The 22333-nt window shown below is 37.2% G+C and carries 24 protein-coding genes; 17 read left to right on the forward strand and 7 right to left on the reverse strand.

Going from position 1 to position 22333, the window contains the following annotated elements; all coding sequences use genetic code 11:
* The first annotated feature begins 34 nt into the window (after positions 1 to 34).
* From epmB to RGQ13_RS16975, 3 genes are read left to right on the forward strand one after another with little or no spacing between them, the layout of a single operon-like run.
* Positions 35 to 1051, forward strand: a complete 1017-nt coding sequence (epmB, locus tag RGQ13_RS16965) for an EF-P beta-lysylation protein EpmB (RefSeq protein ID WP_348390922.1) — start codon at positions 35 to 37, stop codon at positions 1049 to 1051.
* Positions 1052 to 1103: 52 nt separating this feature from the next.
* Positions 1104 to 1409 carry a hypothetical protein gene (locus tag RGQ13_RS16970; RefSeq protein WP_348390923.1) on the forward strand — a complete coding sequence of 102 codons (306 nt, stop codon included), beginning with the start codon at positions 1104 to 1106 and terminating at the stop codon, positions 1407 to 1409.
* 22 nt (positions 1410 to 1431) lie between these two features.
* Positions 1432 to 2334: a transporter gene (locus tag RGQ13_RS16975; protein WP_348390924.1), complete on the forward strand. Its 903-nt coding sequence runs from the start codon at positions 1432 to 1434 to the stop codon at positions 2332 to 2334.
* A gap of 76 nt (positions 2335 to 2410) precedes the next feature.
* Here RGQ13_RS16975 and RGQ13_RS16980 read toward each other — a convergent pair whose 3' ends face one another.
* Complete coding sequence (locus RGQ13_RS16980) at positions 2411 to 2920, reverse strand: DUF3016 domain-containing protein (protein WP_348390925.1); 510 nt, start codon at positions 2918 to 2920, stop codon at positions 2411 to 2413.
* Between the two features lie 458 nt (positions 2921 to 3378).
* On the opposite strand from RGQ13_RS16980, the gene RGQ13_RS16985 reads away from it, so the two are divergent.
* From RGQ13_RS16985 to RGQ13_RS16995, 3 genes are all read left to right on the forward strand, one after another.
* On the forward strand, positions 3379 to 3795 hold the full coding sequence (locus RGQ13_RS16985) for a hypothetical protein (protein WP_348390926.1): 417 nt from the start codon (positions 3379 to 3381) through the stop codon (positions 3793 to 3795).
* Positions 3796 to 3845: 50 nt separating this feature from the next.
* Complete coding sequence (locus tag RGQ13_RS16990) at positions 3846 to 4298, forward strand: hypothetical protein (protein WP_348390927.1); 453 nt, start codon at positions 3846 to 3848, stop codon at positions 4296 to 4298.
* A gap of 117 nt (positions 4299 to 4415) precedes the next feature.
* A complete protein-coding gene (locus tag RGQ13_RS16995; RefSeq protein ID WP_348390928.1) occupies positions 4416 to 5042 on the forward strand; it encodes a hypothetical protein in 627 nt (208 codons plus the stop codon).
* A gap of 53 nt (positions 5043 to 5095) precedes the next feature.
* Here the strand turns inward: RGQ13_RS16995 and RGQ13_RS17000 are convergent, their stop codons facing one another.
* Positions 5096 to 6028, reverse strand: a complete 933-nt coding sequence (locus RGQ13_RS17000; protein ID WP_348390929.1) for a LysR substrate-binding domain-containing protein — start codon at positions 6026 to 6028, stop codon at positions 5096 to 5098.
* Between the two features lie 340 nt (positions 6029 to 6368).
* On the reverse strand, positions 6369 to 6899 hold the full coding sequence (locus tag RGQ13_RS17005; RefSeq protein WP_348390930.1) for a DUF4136 domain-containing protein: 531 nt from the start codon (positions 6897 to 6899) through the stop codon (positions 6369 to 6371).
* Positions 6900 to 7192: 293 nt separating this feature from the next.
* Between RGQ13_RS17005 and nosR the strand changes: the two genes are divergently transcribed.
* The 6 genes from nosR (at position 7193) to RGQ13_RS17035 (ending at position 14967) form a co-directional block, all read left to right on the forward strand.
* Complete coding sequence (nosR, locus tag RGQ13_RS17010; RefSeq protein WP_348390931.1) at positions 7193 to 9319, forward strand: transcriptional regulator NosR; 2127 nt, start codon at positions 7193 to 7195, stop codon at positions 9317 to 9319.
* Positions 9320 to 9410: 91 nt separating this feature from the next.
* Positions 9411 to 11303 carry a TAT-dependent nitrous-oxide reductase gene (nosZ, locus tag RGQ13_RS17015; protein ID WP_348390932.1) on the forward strand — a complete coding sequence of 631 codons (1893 nt, stop codon included), beginning with the start codon at positions 9411 to 9413 and terminating at the stop codon, positions 11301 to 11303.
* Positions 11304 to 11385: 82 nt separating this feature from the next.
* Positions 11386 to 12717 carry a nitrous oxide reductase family maturation protein NosD gene (locus RGQ13_RS17020; protein WP_348390933.1) on the forward strand — a complete coding sequence of 444 codons (1332 nt, stop codon included), beginning with the start codon at positions 11386 to 11388 and terminating at the stop codon, positions 12715 to 12717.
* A gap of 14 nt (positions 12718 to 12731) precedes the next feature.
* A complete protein-coding gene (locus tag RGQ13_RS17025; protein WP_348390934.1) occupies positions 12732 to 13655 on the forward strand; it encodes an ABC transporter ATP-binding protein in 924 nt (307 codons plus the stop codon).
* Complete coding sequence (locus RGQ13_RS17030) at positions 13655 to 14473, forward strand: ABC transporter permease (protein ID WP_348390935.1); 819 nt, start codon at positions 13655 to 13657, stop codon at positions 14471 to 14473. Before RGQ13_RS17025 ends, RGQ13_RS17030 begins: the two co-directional genes overlap by 1 nt.
* Complete coding sequence (locus RGQ13_RS17035) at positions 14473 to 14967, forward strand: nitrous oxide reductase accessory protein NosL (protein WP_348390936.1); 495 nt, start codon at positions 14473 to 14475, stop codon at positions 14965 to 14967. Before RGQ13_RS17030 ends, RGQ13_RS17035 begins: the two co-directional genes overlap by 1 nt.
* Before the next feature lie 45 nt (positions 14968 to 15012).
* Here the strand turns inward: RGQ13_RS17035 and RGQ13_RS17040 are convergent, their stop codons facing one another.
* From RGQ13_RS17040 to RGQ13_RS17055, 4 genes are all read right to left on the reverse strand, one after another.
* Positions 15013 to 15597 (reverse strand): DUF4202 domain-containing protein, encoded by a 585-nt coding sequence (locus tag RGQ13_RS17040; RefSeq protein WP_348390937.1) that lies wholly within the window; start codon positions 15595 to 15597, stop codon positions 15013 to 15015.
* 576 nt (positions 15598 to 16173) lie between these two features.
* Complete coding sequence (gene groL, locus RGQ13_RS17045; RefSeq protein ID WP_348390938.1) at positions 16174 to 17823, reverse strand: chaperonin GroEL; 1650 nt, start codon at positions 17821 to 17823, stop codon at positions 16174 to 16176.
* 42 nt (positions 17824 to 17865) lie between these two features.
* A complete protein-coding gene (locus RGQ13_RS17050) occupies positions 17866 to 18156 on the reverse strand; it encodes a co-chaperone GroES (protein WP_348390939.1) in 291 nt (96 codons plus the stop codon).
* Positions 18157 to 18322: 166 nt separating this feature from the next.
* Positions 18323 to 18844, reverse strand: a complete 522-nt coding sequence (locus RGQ13_RS17055; protein ID WP_348390940.1) for an FxsA family protein — start codon at positions 18842 to 18844, stop codon at positions 18323 to 18325.
* Positions 18845 to 18982: 138 nt separating this feature from the next.
* On the opposite strand from RGQ13_RS17055, the gene cutA (RGQ13_RS17060) reads away from it, so the two are divergent.
* From cutA (RGQ13_RS17060) to accB, 5 genes are all read left to right on the forward strand, one after another.
* Complete coding sequence (gene cutA / locus RGQ13_RS17060; RefSeq protein WP_348390941.1) at positions 18983 to 19117, forward strand: divalent cation tolerance protein CutA; 135 nt, start codon at positions 18983 to 18985, stop codon at positions 19115 to 19117.
* 17 nt (positions 19118 to 19134) lie between these two features.
* Positions 19135 to 19293, forward strand: coding sequence for a divalent cation tolerance protein CutA (cutA, locus tag RGQ13_RS17065; RefSeq protein WP_348390942.1), 159 nt, complete (start codon positions 19135 to 19137; stop codon positions 19291 to 19293).
* A 3-nt stretch (positions 19294 to 19296) separates the two neighbouring features.
* Positions 19297 to 21129: a protein-disulfide reductase DsbD gene (locus RGQ13_RS17070; protein ID WP_348390943.1), complete on the forward strand. Its 1833-nt coding sequence runs from the start codon at positions 19297 to 19299 to the stop codon at positions 21127 to 21129.
* A gap of 260 nt (positions 21130 to 21389) precedes the next feature.
* Entirely contained in the window at positions 21390 to 21836 is a 447-nt protein-coding gene (gene aroQ, locus RGQ13_RS17075) for a type II 3-dehydroquinate dehydratase (RefSeq protein ID WP_348390944.1), read from the forward strand.
* A gap of 29 nt (positions 21837 to 21865) precedes the next feature.
* Entirely contained in the window at positions 21866 to 22318 is a 453-nt protein-coding gene (gene accB, locus RGQ13_RS17080) for an acetyl-CoA carboxylase biotin carboxyl carrier protein (protein ID WP_348390945.1), read from the forward strand.
* Positions 22319 to 22333 lie beyond the last annotated feature (15 nt).

Genomic DNA, 22333 nt, shown 5'->3' on the forward strand with positions numbered 1-22333 from the left:
TCGCATTTAACGAAAAGTAAGCAGAGATTAATTAATGCTGCAAATAATACCGCAGATTGATGGCAATTTGCACTGTTCTTGGCAAAAAGAATTAGCAAATGTTGTTACCGACCCAAAAGAGCTGTTATCGCTATTAGAAATAGACGATAAAAACTACTGTGCTCATTTTTCTGCCCGTGAACTTTTCCCTGTTCGGGTACCAAGACCATTTATTGATAAAATGGAAAAAGGCAATTTTAGCGATCCTTTACTGCAGCAGGTTATGCCCCATTCAGCTGAACATAAACATGTTGATGGCTATGTTACTGACCCTTTAGAAGAGCACGACACAGTAGCCGAAGGATTATTGCATAAGTACAAGCACCGCGTATTAATGATTGTTAAATCAGGTTGTGCGGTTAATTGTCGGTATTGCTTTCGTCGACACTTTCCTTATGAAGATAACAGTCCCAATAAGCAACGCTGGCAGCAAGCATTAGAGTATATAAAAACTCATGATGAAATTAATGAAGTAATTTTTAGTGGTGGCGATCCCTTAATGGCAAAGGATAACCACTTAGCATGGTTAATTGAGCAATTAGATCAAATTAAGCACTTAAAGCGATTACGAATTCATACCCGATTACCTGTTGTGATCCCACAAAGAATCACAACTGAATTCGTGACAATGTTGACGAAGAGTCGATTAAAACCGGTGATGGTATTTCATATAAATCATAGCAATGAAATAGATGAAACTTTCAATCGTGCTATAGAGCCTCTACGAAAAAAACGTATAACACTGTTAAATCAAAGTGTTTTATTAAAAAATATTAATGATGACAGCAACACACTTTGTGAGCTATCTGAACAATTATTTTCTGTAGGTATACTGCCCTACTACTTGCATTTGCTCGATCCGGTAGCCGGCGCAGCTCACTTTGATGTACCTACTGAAAAAGCTATACAGATAGCAAAGCAGATGATGGCGACTCTTCCAGGCTTTTTAATGCCTAAATTAGTGCAAGAAATTGCTGGCGAAGCTAACAAGACTGCAATTAATTTGTCATAATAATGACAATTAAATTCAATATTTATATATATAAACAAGAAAACTACTCATTATGATGCTTAAAATTGAACAACAACTGATTGATAATATTTCACAACTGCTGAAACGTTCTATTATTGCCGATAGTGCTCTGGCACAACTTAAAGAAGACAAGCAAGGTAATTTCAGCGCCATTTTTCCAAAAGGATCAGTATTTAAATGTGCCGCAATGACTTTTCAGCCATATATTGAAGAAGTCGCCGATGAACTAATGCAATGGCAGCAAAATAAAGACCAGCAATTGCTAGTTTCATTGGTTAAGAAAATTGAGCAGTTATTTAAAGTAATGAGCGAGTTTGAAACGCTATATCAAAAATAAAAATTGTCTGTAAGGGAATACCTTGAGTAATAACATAAAAAGAATAATAGTTGCTTGTTTACTATTGCAATGCACATCCTCCTTTTCCCAAGAACTTGATCCTCGTTCTTATATTGATTTGCCTATTGGTCAGAATTTTTTTGGGGCCTTATACATTTATACTGAGGGAGATGTGTATACATCTCCAGATGTTCCTGTTGAAGATCTCACTTTAGAAATTGATGGGCCGGCAATCGCCTATGCTCGTACGTTTGAGTTATTTGGTAATGCATCAAAATTTGATATTAATGTCGGGCAAGCGTGTTCACATGGTGAAGCAATTTACTTAGGAGAAGACGCTACAAGGGATTATTGCGGTATTACAGATACTCGAGTACGGCTTAACTACAATTTTTATGGTGCAAAAGCAAAAACCATGAAGGAATTTGTTAAGCAGCCAAAAGGAATAGTAATTGGCGGAAGTTTGCAAGTGAGTGCACCTACTGGTCAGTATGATGACAAATACATATTGAATATTGGTGCCAACCGATGGTTTTTCAAACCAGAAATAGGTACATCAATACCTTTTGGCTCGTGGGAATTAGACTTATCTGTTTCAGCAAAAATATCCACTGATAACAATGACTTACAAGGAAGTAAAAAATTTGAACAGGATCCTATCTATAATGTTCAATCGCACCTAATTTACGATATAGGACCAGGGCAATGGATATCGTTGAATGGTAATTATTTTTGGGGTGGTGACACATTTGTAGATGGTAGGCAAACAGCGAATAAAGCTGAGAATTATCGAGCAGGTATAACCTACAGTAAAGCGTTAAACAGTCAACATAGTATCAAATTTCTTGCTAATAAAGGCGTGACAACAAACCGAGGTAACGATTCTGTTGTGTATGCTGTTGCTTGGGCCTATCGCTGGGATTAATACCAAGTCAATTAGTTATCTATAAGCAAAGAAGCCCGTAATAACCGGGCTTTTTTTATTGATAAAATCTAACTATCTACTTTTCTTTCGTTTCCGGGAAGGTTTTATAAAACCAATCATCGATCATATTCTTCTCATAATAAAACGCTTCAGAGCTCATTGAGCGACGTACGCCGGTATTAAACGACATATCCTTTATATCGGCTTTTGCCGTACTGATTATCGACTTGTCACTACTGACTAGTTGATAATCAAATTTCATTTTTGGGAAATATAAATCTTCAACAACTCTGATTGTTGAGTTATTTGGGCCAACCATATAACGAATATCGCCGGCAAGATCTAAGTTTGTAACAGAAATTTTTAATGTTTGCTCTGCAGGCAATTTTTCTGCTAATTCAGAAAAATGCTGCTCTAACTCTTTAAATACCCGTTTTTGCATATTACTGCGTGATTCATTTCCAGGTCTAATATCAGTAAACTTATCTGGTTCTACCCAATCGATCTCAGCTTGTCCTGCAAAAGCAGGCACAGTAAACATCGAAAGTGACATTATAGCCGCAATGACTTTTATCATTTTATTCATACCTACTACCTCATAAATTTATAATTATTCAATTATATAGACCGACACTTATCGAAGAAAGTTTCAATTAGAGTGTAGCATTTTAGTGTCAACTTGTTGTTGTTTGTTAACAAACTGGTGCAACATTGAATTTCCCAATTTCTGTACCTTTAAATGGCGCTCTTCATCTGAAATACCTTCTTCATGTTCAAGATTGTAACAACTAACAGTGGTAACGCATCTGTTGTTTACGCTATCGCTTGGGCCTATCGTTGGGAATAGCCTTAGTAATATCCTTGGAGAAACAATAAAGATGAGTCTAAGACTCACTTTTTTATTTATCAAAAAACTGAAATCCACCCAAGTAATCATCAATACAATTGATGATTAGGCTCTATTTAATTGATTTTTATTCGTTAACTTATTTCCATAAACTCCCGGCAAGTTTATTAATTAAAGAATTATTTAAAGGAAATAGAATGAAAACATATCTTTTGCCACTACTAGCGGTTTGCATATTCTCTGGGAATATATCTGCAAAAACCAACAACAACTTCGCTACAACGGAGGTTATTGAAGAAACAACTAGCCAACAGTCATCAAATGACCAATTAAGCGATGAAGAATTAGCTAATATTCAAAAGAAGTTGAATAACCCGCTAGCTGATCTTTGGCTATTATTTTTACAAAATGACTATACATCTTTTCAAGATGCTAATGACAATAACTACCAAATCAATAGCTTGAAATTTCAACCTGTAATGTCGTTTGATATATCTAAAGACTATAACTTGATCATTCGGCCGACTATTCAACATATGTCTATTGAAGCACCTGGCTTAGAGCGAGAAAGTGGCTTAGGTGATACTGGGCTACTGGGCTACTGGCAGCATTAGGACCTAAGTCAACGGTTAATGGCTGGGTTATCGGTGGCGGATTTACGTCAATGTTTCCAACAGCAGAGGAGGATTCACTGACTACCTTAGGAGCTGATCAAACAGCTGTAGGACCAGCTATTGTTGCTTTGAAAATTGGCGAACAAAATACTTATGGTGCAGTTGTTCAGCATTTTCAGGGGGTAGGCAGCTCAAATCTTAGAGATGCTAATGGTAAAGAAGAAGATATTTCTTTAACCGATATTCAGTATGTTTTTCGTCATAAAATATCGCCAAGTGTTCAAGTTGGCTTTGCTCCGAACATCCAAGTTGATTGGAATAAAGAAGGCGGTGATCGCTTTTCGATTCCGATTGGCCTAGGTATCGATAAAACAACTACAATAGGAAAAATGCCGATTAGACTAGGCATAGAAACTTACTATTACGTCAAGAAAAACGATATGTTCGGACCTGACTATGGACTTCGCTTCTTCGCTATCCCTGTTATGCCAAAACTCTTCTAGATTAATACTTTTATTAATCCTCATTTACCAACTTTAAATTAGCCGTTTTATTAACGCCCAGAGACTGGGCGCTAACTTAAAAACATGGCATATAAACATTATTATTAAAGGCTCCCCATGAAAAATTTTACTAAAAGTGCATTATACCTAGCGATGTTAAGTGTACCGTTTATCTCACTTTCAAGCACTGCAGAAACCGTTGACGGACATGACTTTTCTTACCAATATATTGAAGCGGCCAGTATTAACTCCAAAGCTGACAAACTTGACGACGAATCCTTAACAGGATTTGGTTTGCAAGCATCCTTTGAAATGACCAATAACGTCTATTTAAAGGTTCTTTATGCGAAATCTGATGCTGATATTTCTGCTCAACAAAACTTCAATGTTGACTCTAAAAGCTATTACCTAGGAGTGGGATATTTTGAGTCATTAAATACTGATACAGACTGGTATACAGAACTTGCTGTAGACAAATTAAAAGCAACTTTTATTGGTGATGAAGGAAATGACTTTGACGATACTATCTATAGCTATAGTGCAACTATTGGCCTAAGGCATCAGTTATTTACTGATGCTGAAATAGAAGGTTCGCTTAAGCATTTATATAACCAGAATGGCTCTGAATTCAGCGCTAGAGTAGGTGCATATTATAGCGTATTCGATTATGTTGATGTAGGTGTTAACTACGAGTTTGGTGCTGAAATTGACACACTAGCGGCAAGTATTCGGGTGGAGTTTTAGTGTCTATTACTTAAAAACCTATAGGTTATAGCTCTATGGGTTTTAGCTCCTTTTTACTCGCGATAATCTTGAGTGCTTTCAATCAAAAACTGTTTGAACCATTGATGGCTAGGCTCATATTGAATGCCAACATACCAACTCATATAGGTAATAAATGGTTTACACTGAAATGGCGGGCTAAACTGTAAAATTTCGCTATATTGATTAATCGCTTTTATCAAATGCTTAGGGATTAAAGTGATCATGTCAGACTTAGTTACCATTGATAAAACACCTAAGGTTGACGAGCCATGGTAACCAACTTTTCGGCTGGATTTTATATCATCAAAATTTACTATTGAATTTTCAGGCAAAAGCTCAGTGCCATCGGAACTTAATACGATGGCATGTTTTTCATGTAAATATTCTGCCATTGAAATGGCTTTATTGTCTTTTAACCTCGGATGGTCAACCCTAGCAATTATAACCAATTCATCACGGCTTATTTCTTGTGAATTGAAGTCTGAATGGATAATCGGGCTGTAATCAATGTGAATGTCAGTTTGACGATCTCGAAGCAATTTTTTGGGATCAACCATGTATTCTGATGAAATAAATAAAGAAGACCTTGGTGATACAAGTTGAAGTTTTTCAACTATCTCGGCAGCAAATAATTGTTCTGCATAATTAAAAATGTTCATTCTAAAATGAGCATTTGCAGTAGTAGGATCGAAACTATTGTTAGTTGGTAGAGTCTGTTTCATTAAGGCAAGAGCTTTATCAATATCAGGAGATATTTCTAATGCTCGTGCTGTAGGCTTCATTTTTTTGCCTTCACGGATAAACAATGAATCACCGTATAAAGAACGTAAACGTTGTAATGCCATAGATACAGCTGGTTGCGTCATATTTAATCGTTTAGCTGTATTAGTAAGGTGAGGATCCTTGATCAGCTCTGAAAATATATTGAGCAAATTTAAATCTACTTTTCTTAAACTAACGCTCATTTATCATTACTCACTAAAAGATAAGGGTATTAAATCAATTAATATTGTCCATGAAAGCCCGAGTTAATGAGCATATTTTATGCCGCTGTTAAAGTGGCAGTATTATATCAACAAGCTCAAATCTCTTGTCCTAACTATTATTGTCTACTTTTTAGAGAACGCTTCATTAAACCAGTCAGTGAACATCGTTTTCTCATACTAAAAAGAATCGCGATTCATAGTTTTTATAGATGAAGAGTTGAATAGTTTGGTCCCACCATCTGACGAAAGTCGCCCGCTAAATATAAATTAGTTACAGACACTTTTAAAGAAAGTGTAGTATTTTAGCGTTGACTTGTTGTTATTTGTTAACAAACTGGTGCAACATTGAATTTACTAGTTGCTGAACCTTTAAGTGACGTTCTTCCGGAGATATATCTTCGATTATAAACCCCTGAGCTGCCGCGCGCCACGCGAATTGTTTTGACTCGCCATCAAGTGCAAACATTAACATAGTGCCCTTATCTAGATTAGGTAAATCAGGTAAGCCTGGGTTTAAACCAAACGTTTCTGATAACTGTTCATCTGATAAATCTTCTTCACGTTCGAGAATATAGCCAATATAAAATGTTGGATTTTGCTCTGGAGTGACTTGCTTAAAACCTTTAACGGCCAAATACTTTTCAATTTCAGCAGTAACTAAAGGAAAGGTCGCCCCTTGCTCACCTTCTTGTAAAGGTGTGAATGCATAGGTCGAGTTTTCGTCAAGAGCAATATCATGATCATGAATACTTGAGATTGCGAGTTGTGAACTAGCGTTTTCTACTTCAGTATTAACCTGTACACAGGCTGATAAAGTTAACGCGAATAAAGCTATTATTAACTTATGCATTTATATTTTCTCCAACATTATTTTTATTAATAATAACAATAACTTTACAATTTGAATAATAATAAACTGTTATTAAATGTAGCCTAAGAAACACCCCCTCAAACAATATACTAACCTACGTTAAAATAGACACAAATAAAATCACGATCACGGCAATACATTTGATTAACATTTACTTGATCTAGATCAGCCAGGCAAAAATACTTAAGCGTAGACTTATTTAAAAATGGTTACAGTGGAAATATATAGGATCTGTTGTAAGCTCATATTTAAGGTTTCACAACGATATGCTGATGAACATACTAAAAAAAATAAAATCAATCCAATTTTTGGTCTGTATAGCATTTCTATTTATTTTTATCTCTCCAACTCAAGCTTTATTTGTTAGTCCGCCTAAAGACCCAATACCATTAATAAAGCAAATATTTCCGACCGCAACTCACATAGGTGAAAAATCGGGAAATGTACCGATTTGGTCAATTGAAAAAAATGAACAAATTATCGGTTATGCTTTTGAAACTAATGACTTAGCTAAAATTCCAGCCTATTCAGGCGAACCAGTAAATATGTTAGTAGCTATTAGCCCTGAAGGAGTTTACCTTGGCGCAAAAGTGCTTGAACATCATGAACCTATTATTCTTGCCGGGATCCCTGAAAGTAAACTTTATGCATTTGCAGATCAATATGACGGTTTAAACGTTAGTGACCGTTTAAAAGTTGGCGGTAACAACAAAGAAGGCGTGATTCATATTGATGGGCTTTCAGGGGCAACCGTTACTGTTATGGTGATGAATGTTGCCATTACTAAAGCAGCAACCCAAGTTGCGCGCTCTTTAGGTATAATTAAAGCTAGCCAAGAAATTATCCAACCTATGTCTACCATTCATCCTGGTGTTTATCAAAAAGCAGACTGGCAAACGCTGGTGGGTGATGGTTCAATTCGCAAATTAACGTTAAACAGAAACACTGTCGATGAGGCTTTTGTTGGTACTGAAGTAGAACATATTGATGAAGCAACACCAGAGCAGAAACAAGATATGTTTGCTGAAATATACTTTGCCCAAGCTGATATTCCATCGGTAGGCCGCAATTTATTAGGGGAAAGTGAATATCGATGGTTAATGAGTACCCTTAAAGAGGGTGAGCACGCCATTGCTCTGCTAGGGAATGGTTATTCATATAAAGGCTCGGGTTATGTACGCGGTGGGATTTTCGATCGCATTCAAATTTTGCAGAATGGTGAAGCATTCGCTTTTCGAGATTTAGATCATAATCGCGTTTCAGACATTCTTATTAATGGCGCTCCTCGATTTCAAGAAATGTCTCTATTTATTGTGCGTGCACAACATGAATTTAACCCCGGTGTTGATTGGCAATTAGAATTACTTGTACGTCGTCAATTAGGTGCTGTTGATAGTTTATTTACTTCTTTTAAGGGTGATTATCATACCTTAGATAAATACGTTGAACGTCCACCTTTGATTTACCCTGAACCAGAATTAACACTGACTCAAGAAGTTTGGCAAGAAAAAAATACTGAAGTAATTATTTTAGCTGTCCTGCTGTTAACTCTTTTGGCCACTCTATTTTTCCAGGATGTTTTAGTTCGCCACCCTACTTTCTTACATAATTTCCGCCATAGTTTTCTAGTTGTCACTGTCGTATTTATTGGCTGGTCTTGGGGTGGGCAATTATCAATAGTAAATGTTTTCACCTTTTTACAAGCGTTCATGTCAGATTTTTCCTGGGATTTGTTTTTGCTAGATCCGGTAATTTTCATTCTGTGGGGTGCAGCTGCAGCAACTATTTTACTCTGGGGACGAGCAGTATATTGTGGTTGGTTATGCCCATTTGGTGCATTACAAGAATTAATTAATGTTGTAGCTAGACACGTTAAAATTCCTCAGGTTGAACTTCCTTGGGCCGTGCATGAACGTTTGTGGGCAATTAAATACCTTATTTTGCTCGCGTTATTCGGTTTATCTTTAGATTCACTGGCACTGGCAGAGCAATTTGCTGAAATAGAACCCTTTAAAACCACATTTTTATTAAAATTTGATCGCGAATGGCCGTTCATCATTTATGCATTACTGTTGCTACTTATCAACGTATTCTCGCGTAAGTTTTTCTGTCGCTATTTGTGCCCGTTAGGCGCGGCATTATCTACCGGCAACAGCATTAGATTATTTGACTGGCTAAAGCGTCGCCCTGAATGTGGCCAGCCCTGTAAAACCTGTGCAAAAGAATGTGAGATTCAAGCCATACACCCCGATGGCACAATCAACATGCGTGAATGTCATTACTGTTTAGATTGCCAAATCACTTACTTTAATGATGAAAAATGCCCTCCTTTGAAAAAAATGGCACGTAAAAAACAAAAATTTAAAGAACAACAAATTCAAACAGTTGAAGTTACTTAGGTAGCTCAGTATTAAAGCCATAGTAAAATTTTTTAAACAACCCAAGTAATTAAAATTAATAAATTACAATTAAGCAAGATGGAGAATGAGAATGAGTAACGATGATAAACGCTCTAATGAATTGGAGCTGGAAAATAAAGAAAGACGTAAGTTTTTTGGTAAAACCGCCCTATTAGGTGCTGGCGCAATTGCTGCACCAATGACGGCGGCTATGTTTGCAAGCACGGCAAGAGCTAATGCTGCAGAATATGCGAAAAACGAAGCTTTTGTTCACCCTGGTGATCTTGATGAATACTACGGCTTTTGGTCAGGCGGCCATTCAGGTGAAGTACGTATTATGGGCTTACCATCAATGCGTGAATTAATGCGTATTCCTGTTTTTAACACTGACAGTGCTACGGGTTGGGGTTTAACCGATGAAAGTAAACGCATAAAAGGCGACAGTGCTCATTTAATGGCAGGTGATTCACATCATCCGCACATGAGTATGCAAGATGGTCATTACGATGGTAAATACGTTTTTATTAACGATAAAGCAAACTCTCGTGTTGCTCGTATTCGTTGTGACGTGATGAAGTGTGACAAAATGCTTACCGTTCCTAACGTACAAGCTGTGCATGGTTTACGAGTACAAAAGGTACCACATACAAAATACGTTGTGTGTAACGGCGAATTTGAAATCCCAATGAATAACGACGGTAAAGACGGCATGGAAGATGTCAGTACATACCGTTCACTTTATAATGTTATTAATGCTGAAACCATGGAAATGGCTTTCCAAGTTATGGTTGACGGTAATTTAGATAATACCGATGCCGATTATGATGGTAAATACTTCGCATCAACTTGTTATAACTCAGAAATGGGGATGAACTTAGGCGAAATGATCACCGCAGAACGCGATCATGTTGTTATTTTCAGTTTAGCAGCTTGTGAAGCTGCGTTAAAAGCCGGTAAGTTTAAAACTTATAATGGTAATGATGTACCCGTATTAGACGGTCGTAAAGGCTCTGAGTTAACTCGTTACATTCCAGTGCCTAAATCACCACACGGTTTAAACACTTCTCCAAACGGTGAGTACTTTGTTGCTAACGGTAAGTTGTCTCCAACAGTTTCAATCATCTCAATCAAGAAACTAGATGCATTATTTGCAAATAAAATCAAACCTCGTGAAACTATTGTAGCCGAGCCTGAACTAGGCTTAGGTCCATTGCACACAGCGTTTGATAACAAAGGGAATGCTTATACAACTTTATTCCTTGATAGCCAAATTGCTAAATGGAATGTTGAAGATGCAATCAAAGCGCACAATGGTGAAAAAGTTAATTATATCCGTCAAAAATTAGACGTTCATTATCAACCGGGTCATAACCATACTTCACAAGGTGAAACACGTGATGCTGATGGCAAATGGTTAATATCTTTATGTAAGTTCTCTAAAGATAGGTTCTTACCAGTAGGCCCTCTACGTCCAGAAAATGATCAATTAATTGATATTTCTGGTGATGAGATGAAACTTATACATGATGGTCCTACATTTGCTGAACCGCATGATTGTATGATTGTTCATCGCAGTAAAATGAAACCTAATAAACTGTGGACTCGTGATGATCCTATCTTTGCTCCTACTGTAGCGATGGCGAAAAAAGATGGTGTTACTTTAGAAACTGATAACAAAGTTATTCGCGATGGTAAAAAAGTTCGTGTTTACATGACTTCTGTTGCGCCTACATTTGGTATGAGTGATTTTAAAGTGAAACTAGGTGATGAAGTTACCGTTGTTGTAACTAACTTAGACCAAGTTGAAGATGTAACTCATGGTTTCTGTATGACAAACCATGGTGTACAAATGGAAATTGGTCCACAAGCAACATCATCAATAACATTCACCGCTAACCAACCTGGTGTACAATGGTACTACTGTAACTGGTTCTGCCATGCTCTACATATGGAAATGCGCGGTCGCATGTTTGTAGAGACCTAACGGTTGCGTTTAACATAAAGCCAAAGCGTGATCCTAATTGGATCACGCTTTATCTCTTAATTTTTAAACAATGTTAATCTTAATGATCAAAAAATTACTACTTTTTTTATTCTTAACAATGGTTGTCAGCAGTACAGCCATAGCAAAAGAGTGGCAAGTTTCACCGCAAGATAATTTACAACAAATACTTGATAGCACTCTTAGTGGTGACGTAGTCATTTTGAGCAATGGTACCTATTTCGGCAATTTTTCCATAAACCAAGCAATTACTGTACGTGGTAAACAGGGAGCAACAATTGATTCCCAAGGGCTTGGTAATGGTCTGCATTTACACAACTCTAATATAACCATTGAAGATTTAACTATTATCAACTGGGGTGATGATTTAACGGAACAAAACTCAGCTATTTATTCCGATAAAAAAGCTAGCAACATACTCATTCAAAATAATCAATTACAAGGCAGTGGCTTCGGTATTTGGTTACAAAAAGCCGAGCATATTAAGGTGTTAAATAACACCATTATTGGTAACTCGAATTTACGATCTGCCGATAGAGGTAATGGCATACAATTGTCTATAGTTAAGCATGTTTTGGTGCGTGGTAACAACGTATCAAACACCAGAGATGGTCTTTATATTATCTCTAGCCAAGAAAATGTACTGCAAAATAATACCATGCATGATTTGCGCTATGGTATTCACTACATGTATTCACATAACAATAAAGTGTTGAATAACCTCGCATATAACACTCGTGCCGGTTACGCATTAATGAGCTCAAAGCATTTAACTGTGTCAGGAAACACTAGCAAAAACAGCGAAGACTACGGTTTTCTGATGAACTTTATCACCTCCTCAACAATTACCGACAATGTCATTAAAAATGTGTGGACTAAGCCTGAAAACAAAGTGCTAGGTCGTGATGGCAAAGGGCTTTTTGTTTATAACTCAGCCTATAACACCATTAGTAATAATTTAATTAATACCGCTGAAATTGGTATTCATTTAACCGCAGGGTCTGAAAACACCAAAGTGTTTGGTAATAGCTTTATCAACAATCCGACACAAGTGAAATACGTTTCCAATAAAAAACAAGAATGGAGTCAGGACGGTAAAGGCAATTATTGGAGTAATTATCTCGGTTGGGATATGAACAATGACAATGTTGGTGACGTGATTTTTGAGCCAAATGATGGCATTGATAAGTTAGTGTGGCAGTATCCAGAAATGAAGATGTTAATGGATAGCCCGGCAATAGTAATTTTACGTTGGGTACAAAAGCAATTTCCGATATTAAAACCACCGGGGGTAAAAGACAGCTTTCCATTAATGCAGTCACCGCACCAGTCATCTAAGCAAAACAACACTACATCTGTAGCAGCCTATAATAAGCTGTCAGATACTAAACATTAAAGGTCGAATTTAAGATGAATGTCCCACTTATATCTTTACAAAATGTTGGTAAGAAATATCAACAATTAGCGGCCCTAGAATCGGTTAGCATGAACCTTAATCAAGGAGAAGTACTTGGTTTATTTGGTCATAATGGCGCCGGCAAAACAACAATGATGAAACTAATTTTGGGAGTTGTTTCCCCAACGTCTGGCAGTGTTGAGGTTATGGGCATGGCTCCCGACTCTAAAGAAGCATGGCATAGCCGAGCGAAAATAGGCTATCTACCAGAGAATGTTAGTTTTTATGAACAACTCACTGGTTTGGAAGTATTGACTTATTTTGCAAAACTCAAAGGCTACAATAAGAAAGCCGCCATTGACTTACTTGAGCAAGTAGGAATTTCTCACGCAATGAAACGCCAGGTTAAGACCTACTCAAAAGGGATGAGACAACGCCTAGGCTTAGCACAAGCATTTATTGGTGAGCCAAAATTATTATTATTAGACGAACCTACCGTAGGTTTAGATCCAATAGCAACAGCTGATTTTTATAGAACCGTAGATCAATTAAAAACCAATGGCTCTAGTATAATATTATGCTCACACGTACTACCAGGCGTTGAGCAACATATCGACCGAGCGATGATTTTATCTGCAGGTCGGGTTTTAGCCGCAGGAACTCTATCTGAACTACGAAAAAACGCTGATTTACCGGTTAGGATAAAACCCAAAGGGCTAAATGGAGCAGTAAGTAGTGACCCTAAATTAAATCAGTTTTTAACCTCTGAGCTAGAGCAACAAACGTTATTTGTTCCAGAACAAGACAAGTTAACCATTTTAAAGCAGCTACTGTCTTATGACGCAATGGATGATATTCAAATAGAGCCGGCTAATTTAGAACAACTTTATCAGCATTACCTCACTCAACAAACCAGCGAGTTTAGAGGAGAACAATAATGAAACAAATTTTTAATGTCGCTGCAAAAGAATTTCAAGACGGTTTAAGAAATCGCTGGCTAGTTTCTATCACGGTTATTTTTACTATTTTGTCTTTGGGTTTAACCTATTTTGGCGGAGCAGCATCAGGCACTATCGGTATTGCATCGCTATCTACTACCATTGCCAGCTTGGCAAGCTTAGCGGTTTTTCTTATCCCGTTAATTGCCTTATTAATAAGTTACGACAGCTTCGTTGGTGAACAAGAAAGTGGCACACTATTATTGTTATTGACCTACCCTTTGAGTAAAACACAATTATTACTCGGTAAGTTTTTTGGCCAAGGAGCTATTATTGCCTTAGCCATATTACTGGGTTTTGGCACTTCGGCTGCTTTATTGTATTTTCAATTAGACGATAGCCAAGTTCTTAGTAGTTTCGCTTTGTTCATTTGCAGTGCCATTCTACTTGGTTTGAGTTTTACTGCTATTGCCTATTTGATCAGTTTGTCGGTAAGTGAAAAGTCAAAGGCAGCAGGCTTTGCTTTAATAACCTGGTTTCTATTTGCCCTTGTATTTGATTTAGCACTATTGGCGTTATTAGTAGGTATTGATAACGGCTTAAGCCAACAAGGGTTAACGCAAGTAATGTTATTAAACCCAGCAGACATATTCCGTTTGGTGAACCTTGCAGGGTTAGACAGCAGCGATGTAAATGGCGCGGTAGCTATTGCCATAAACTCTAGCTTGTCACAAAACACATTAATAAGTTCCATGTTTGCCTGGGTTGTGATGCCATTAAGCCTAGCAATTTTTATCCTTAAGAAGAAAACTCTGTAATGAAATATTTATTAAAAAGCATTTTAATTGCTAGCTCACTGTCTTTTTTAATTGCCTGTGGAGAGCAAGATCAACAACAAATAATCTACCAAGCACAAGCAATTGAAAGCGCAGATGAGTGTCATTTATGTGGCATGTTAATCACAAACTTTTCCGGTCCTAAAGGCGAATTATATCGTGAAGATAGAGGCGATAAAGTTCATAAATTTTGCTCAACCAGAGATATGTTTAGCTTTTATTTAGATCCAGAAAACAAGCGTAACGTTACTACAATTTATGTTCATGATATGAGTAAAATGCCTTGGGATGAGCCAGATGATGGCTATTTTATCGATGCGAAAACAGCTTGGTTTGTTGTCGGCTCTGAAAAAACCGGTGCTATGGGCAAAACCTTAGCCAGTTTTAGTCAACAAAGTGATGCCTTAGCTTTTGCGCAAGAATTTGGTGGTGAGGTCCTCGATTTTAATCAAGTAGATCAAGCGAGTTTAATGTAAATCAGCGTGCTACATAATGCCCTGACCTTTCAGGGCATTTACTTATTAAGACAACGCTTTAACAATCAATTCTTTATCATTTTCAGGCAATGACAGTGTTAGTGCTTTCTGGTGGCCTTGCTCTGACATTTTCGCCCAAGTTTTTTGCAATACAGAAATAATTTTCTCTTCGCTATGAGCTGCGGCAAAATCAGTAAAATAATATTGTAAGAATACCAAGCACACTACATCTTCCAATGCTTGCGTTTGTAGATCTTTTTTCAATTGTTTTTTCAACAATAAAAACTGTACTTTTTCGATAGTCTCAGCATCAAAATCAATTGATGCTAATATTTCGCCTGTCTTTTTTGCATGAAATTTATTCTGCTCTTTGCGCCACAATAAATAACCGGAACGATTCATTTCATAATCTTTGCGAGGATGTTCCCAGCGACAGATATGCTGGCTACGCGCGGCTAACTTTAATGCAGTTGATGGTGAAGGCATAAAATTAGTTAGCATGTCGCTCATCCGCAGCGAGTACAGAACTTCTTTCGGGTATTCCTTACCTTGCCAAGTTTCAATATTTGGATCTTCACTATTGGCTTGATCAATTAATTGGATAGCGCGATTAAATTTTTCAGTGTTCATATGGGGAAATAAATACCTTATGGTGAGTATTAGAAAACTGTAGCGAATGACAGCATGACTTTCAAGGCAGTATTAGGAATACATTTCTCTAAGGTATAAATAAATGGATATAGAGCAGACTCAACAGTTGCTACGCAATAACGCACGAATGAATTCACGCCAACCAAACGTCTAGGTCTGGTTGGTCCGAATTTATTCGGACGTTATAAAAAAACCACTCATTCTCATGAATGACTTATTATAAAAACGAAAAAAGCCCGAAAACCTAGGCTTTCGAGCTTTTTAAATGGATATCTGAGCAGTTTTTTTTTGCGCAGGATAAATTGTTTAGTATAAGGCGTTTTATAGCGACGTTTAGTATTTCTTAAACGAGCAATAAAGCAACGCTGCTATATTTGGGTTTACTATTACCGAGCTAATAAAAAACCTGCCGAAGCAGGTCTTTTTAGCAAAACAGATTAAACGTTTTTGCGCAGGGTAAATCATGTTAGAGCAAGGCACTTTACAACGAAGTTTAGTTTTTTCTTAAACGAGTTGTAAAGTAACGCTGCTATCACTGATTTAGACAAGCAAAAATTACATCATGCCGCCCATTCCGCCCATACCACCCATGCCACCCATATCAGGCATTGCAGGAGCTGCAGCTTCTTGAGGAGCATCGGTGATCATAGCTTCGGTAGTAAGCATTAAACCAGCAACTGATGCTGCAAATTGTAACGCACTACGAGTTACTTTAGTTGGATCTAAAATACCCATAGCTAACATATCACCATAAACGCTAGTACCAGCATTGTAACCATAGTTACCTTCACCGTTGCGCACTTCATTTAATACAACTGAAGATTCATCGCCACAATTAGAAACGATTTGACGAAGTGGAGCTTCCATTGCACGAAGTGCTACGTTGATACCGTGAGTTTGGTCTTCGTTAGCGCCTTCTAAATCTTTGATTTTGTCAGCAACACGAACAAGAGCTGTACCACCGCCGGCTACAACACCTTCCTCAACAGCTGCGCGAGTTGCATGTAATGCATCTTCTACACGAGCTTTCTTCTCTTTCATTTCAACTTCTGTCGCTGCACCAATTTTGATAACTGCAACACCGCCAGCTAATTTAGCTAATCGTTCTTGTAACTTTTCTTTATCGTAATCTGAAGATGAATCTTCAATTTGGCCACGAATTTGAGCAACGCGAGCTTTAATTTCAGCTTCTTCGCCAATACCATCGATAATTGTTGTATTGTCTTTAGAGATAACAACGCGCTTAGCTTGACCCAGGTCTTCTAACGTTGCTTTCTCAAGTTCCATACCGATTTCTTCAGAAATAACAGTACCAGCTGTTAATGTCGCGATGTCTTGTAACATTGCTTTGCGACGGTCACCAAAACCAGGTGCTTTAACAGCCGCAACTTTAACGATGCCGCGCATGTTGTTAACAACTAATGTTGCTAAGGCTTCGCCTTCAACATCTTCAGCAATAATAAGTAGTGGCTTGCTTGCTTTAGCAACACCTTCAAGTGTTGTTAGTAATTCACGAATGTTAGATACTTTTTTATCAACTAATAAGATGAAAGGGTTTTCTAATTCAACACTGCCGCTTTCTTGATTATTGATAAAGTAAGGAGATAAGTAACCACGATCGAACTGCATACCTTCAACAACGTCTAGCTCGTTTGTTAGAGCTTGACCTTCTTCAACAGTAATTACGCCTTCAGTACCAACACGATCCATTGCTGTAGCAATAATTTCGCCAACAGTAGTATCAGAGTTAGCTGAAATAGTACCAACTTGTTCTATTGCTTTAGTATCTGTACAGTCTTGAGAAAGCTCTTTAAGCTCAGCAACCGCTGCGATAACCGCTTGGTCAATACCACGTTTAAGATCCATTGGATTCATGCCCGCAGCGATTGACTTTAAACCTTCATTTACAATAGCTTGTGCTAAAACTGTAGCAGTAGTTGTTCCGTCACCAGCTTCATCGTTGGCTTTAGAAGCAACTTCTTTAACCATTTGTGCGCCCATGTTTTCAAACTTATCGCTAAGTTCAATTTCTTTAGCAACACTTACACCATCTTTAGTGATAGTTGGACCACCGAAGCTTTTGTCTAAAACAACATTACGTCCTTTTGGACCTAATGTTACTTTTACAGCGTCAGCTAATACATTTACACCACGTAGCATTTTAGCTCGTGCGTCATTACCGAATAATATGTCTTTTGCAGCCATTATCTTTTCCTATAAATTCTTTTGTTATGAGATTTGTTGAAATTATTCAACAATCGCTAAAATGTCAGCTTCGCTAAGAATTAAAACTTCTTCGCCATCAATTTTTTCAACTTTCGCGCCGTAACCTTCACTAAAGATAACTTGGTCGCCAACTTTAACGTCTAATGCACGAACTTCACCGTTTTCCATAATACGGCCATTGCCTACAGCAACAACTTCACCACGAGTTGATTTTTCGGCAGCACTGCCAGTTAAAACGATACCACCAGCTGATTTTGATTCTACAGCTTTGCGTTTAATAATTACGCGGTCATGTAAAGGACGAATGCTCATTACTGTCTCCAATTTAGGTAAATTAAATAATTAAAATTTTTTATTAATAAACAGATGGGGATGTTTTTTTTACTCTTCAAGGGGACTGCTGAAAATTAGCTAAAAAAATAGCGCTTATTTACGATAAAAGCGCTAATTAGTAATAATTAAAGGTTTTCTTCAATGATCAATCTTTTCGCTCAAATTCACCATCAATCGTTTGGTTACTTTTATTATCATTTATATGATGAGTGGATGAGTTTTCATCTATATCACGAAACGGAGATTGCTGTTGATCTGATTGCTGAAAGTTACTGTAAAAGAAAGTACTGCCATTATTAGGGTTGGCTTTACTTTTTGCCATTTGCGTTTGCACTGCTTTTACTATCACTGCTCGAGATACTGGCCATAACAGTAGTAAGCCAAAACCATCAGTTATAAAACCAGGGGTTAATAATAATACACCAGCAACCAGTAATAACATTGCCGCAATAATTTCATCTGAAGGAATTTGCCCTTGAGCAAGTTTATTTTGCACTGATTGATAAGTTGCCATACCCTGTTGACGAACCATAGCAGCACCAATCCAGGCGGTAAGAATAACGATACCAATAGTGGGTAAAGCGCCAATTAAACTACCCACATTCATCAACACCATAATTTCAACAATTGGCATAACAATAAATAATAAAAATAAAACTTTAAACATTAATGGTCCAAATATTTATAATGATGAAACTAATATGGGGGTTATCAGGTCTATTTCAACCGTTAGCAATTGATTATACTTTACTCTATCAATATCATTAATGTTTATTGTATTAATGGTTAAGGTATAAAATTTATCATGTATCTCGTTGTTGCATGTAATTACCCGGATAATGACATAGTTAAAACAATTGCTAACCACTTAGTATCTGAAAAACTAGCGGCTTGTGTTAATATGCTTCATAAAAATCGCTATATTAGTGGCAAGGCTTAATTCATTGCGATGAAAAAGTGGCGCTCTTGATAAAAACGAAAACTGCGGCATTTAGCGAAGTTGAAAATAATATAATAAAACTACACTCATCAGATGTAGTTAAAATTATTACCTTGAATATCCAGCAAGGTAATGAGCTGTATTTAAACTGGATAAATAATACTGTGAAAAATTAATTTATGCGCTCAATAATAAATGCATTGCTAATAACAATTACCTTGTTAGGTAATATTGCCTATGCTCAAGATTCAATTTTCGATACCTCGATGGATTCTCTGTTTAGTAACGACAAAGAGTTCTTACCCGTTGACCAAGCATTCCAGTTTGATTTTAGCCAACAAGGCAATCAACTAGAAGTGTATTTTTCCATTGCTGATGGCTACTATTTATATAAAGATAAGTTAAAGTTTCAAGCAGAACGTACTGAATTCTCTTTACCTAATTTACCACAAGGCGAAGATCATGAAGATGAGTATTTTGGTATACAACAGGTATATTACAATCAAGTAAAATTTACTATACCCATTGCACAGTCTGGACCAGATGGTGAGTTAACGCTTACTTTTCAAGGTTGTGCTGAAAAAGGATTATGTTACCCGCCAACGAAGCATGTTATTCCGCTAAATGATTACAGTGCTGACAATGCAAAAGAAAGTACTGCTAGTTCAGTACTTGGCGCCATTAATAATGAGTCGGCTTCAGCTGCAAAAATAGATGATAATGAAATTACATCCGTTAGCCAACAAGATGAACTTGCTTCAATGCTTGGCGGCAGTAGTTTATTTTGGACATTATTAACATTCTTTGGTTTAGGTGTACTACTATCTTTTACTCCTTGTGTCTTTCCTATGTATCCTATTTTAACGGGCATTATTGTTGGCCAAGGCGAAAGTCTTACAACCAGAAAGGCATTTACTTTATCTATGGCATACGTTCAAGGTATGGCCATTACCTATACTGCTTTAGGCATTGTAGTTGCATTAGCTGGCGCGCAATTTCAAGCCGCATTTCAACACCCTGCGATTCTAATTGGCTTAAGTATTTTATTTGTATTTTTAGCTCTATCGATGTTTGGCGTATTCAACTTAGCTTTACCGGCAAGTTTACAAAACAAACTTAACAATTTAAGTAATAGCCAAAAAGGTGGTTCTATTACATCTGTTTTTGTAATGGGTGCTATTTCAGGTTTAGTGGCTTCACCTTGTACTACAGCGCCCCTTACTGGTGCATTAATTTATATCGCGCAAACGGGGGACCTATTTTTAGGAGCTTCGGCATTATATGTGTTGAGTTTAGGAATGGGCTTACCGTTACTAGCATTAGGTAGCTCAGGTGGTAAATTACTCCCGAAAGCGGGTAATTGGATGACCGTAATTAAAAACATCTTCGGCTTTTTATTACTCGCTGTTCCAGTGTTTTTACTTGAACGTTTCTTATCAGAAACAATTGCGAACCTATTGTGGGCAGCATTATTATTAGTCACCGCAACTTACTTCTATATGGTCAATAACGATAATCGTAAATCGCCAGCAGGCATTTGGTATGGGTTACGTTCATTGTTAATTTTTCTTATGATGTTTTTAGGTGCTAATTTAGCTTATAACACGGTATTCGATAAGCCCGGATTGCAGCAGCAAGTTCATCAAGAATTTATCAAAGTAACAACTTTAGAGCAGTTAACTAGCGAAGTTGCAGTGGCTAACGCTAATGGAAAAACAGTGATGGTAGATCTATATGCCGACTGGTGTATTGCCTGTAAAGAATTTGAAAAATACACTTTTCCAAAACCAGAAGTAAAACAAGCATTGCAAAATACGGTACTAATTCAAATTGACTTAACCGAGACTGCTTCAGAGCAAAATATTGAAATAATGTCGCACTTTGAAGTGTTTGGGTTGCCTTCGATTTTGTTTTTTGATTTAAATGGTAAAGAATTAAGTCAACAACGAGTTACCGGTTTTATGGGAGCAAACGACTTTGCCAGCCATATAAACACTTTGTTTAACCAGTAAACATCAGGGCTTTGCCCTGTTAGTTAAAATTATTTACTAAAGGGGCCTGTGCCCCTTTTTTGACTTTAAGTGTAAAGAAAATGTTAATTAATACCAAGTTCAGTGATTAGACCAGTATTTTGCTGCTAATTTCTGCGAAAATGACTATAATGTGCAGATATTTGGGAAACATCATATTTTCTGCACAAAATTTAAACAATGAATGTGTTTATAGCAGATAGTATTTTCAATAATAATAATTACCATGGATTTAGCTGCAAATGACGACAAAGTTTAATGTTTTAGTGATGAATGGTCCTAATTTAAATATGTTAGGCAAACGAGAACCTGAAATTTATGGCTCGCAATCGCTAGCTGACATTATTACAAAGTTAGAAGTTAAAGCTGAATCTTTAAACATAAATTTACAGCATCTGCAAAGTAATGCAGAGCATGAATTAATAGATGCCCTTCATCAGGCACATAATAAAGTGGATTTTATTATCATCAATCCAGCGGCATTTACTCATACCAGTGTGGCACTTCGTGATGCACTATTGACAGTAAATATTCCGTTTATTGAGGTTCACTTGTCTAATGTGCACAAGCGTGAAGAGTTTCGCCAACATTCTTACCTTTCAGATATAGCTGAAGGGGTAATATGTGGTTTGGGTGCTAAGGGTTATGAATATGCCCTAGATTCAGCAAACCAAATCCTAAACAAATAAATTACAAAAAACATTTAAAAGGTGTACTAATGGATATTCGTAAAATTAAAAAACTAATCGAACTTGTTGAAGAGTCTGGGATCAATGAATTAGAGATCTCTGAAGGTGAAGAATCAGTTCGAATCAGTCGTGGCGCTCCTATGGTAGCTGCAGCTCCTGTAGCAATGGCTGCTCCTGCTCCTGTAGCAGCTCCAGTTGCTGCTCCTGCAGCAGCACCTGCTGAAGCACCTGCTGGCGCTGTTTTATCAGGTCATGTTGTTCGCTCTCCAATGGTTGGTACGTTCTACGCATCGGCTTCTCCAGAAGCTCCTGCATTTGCAGAAGTTGGTCAACACGTAAATGCTGGCGATACTTTATGTATTGTTGAAGCGATGAAAATGATGAACCAAATTGAAGCTGACAAATCTGGTGTTATTAAACAAATTCTTGCTGAAAATGAAGACACAATTGAATTTGACCAACCACTATTCGTAATTGAATAAGCCCGATAAGGAAGG

The organism is Thalassotalea psychrophila, from assembly GCF_031583595.1.
Taxonomy (GTDB): domain Bacteria; phylum Pseudomonadota; class Gammaproteobacteria; order Enterobacterales; family Alteromonadaceae; genus Thalassotalea_A; species Thalassotalea_A psychrophila.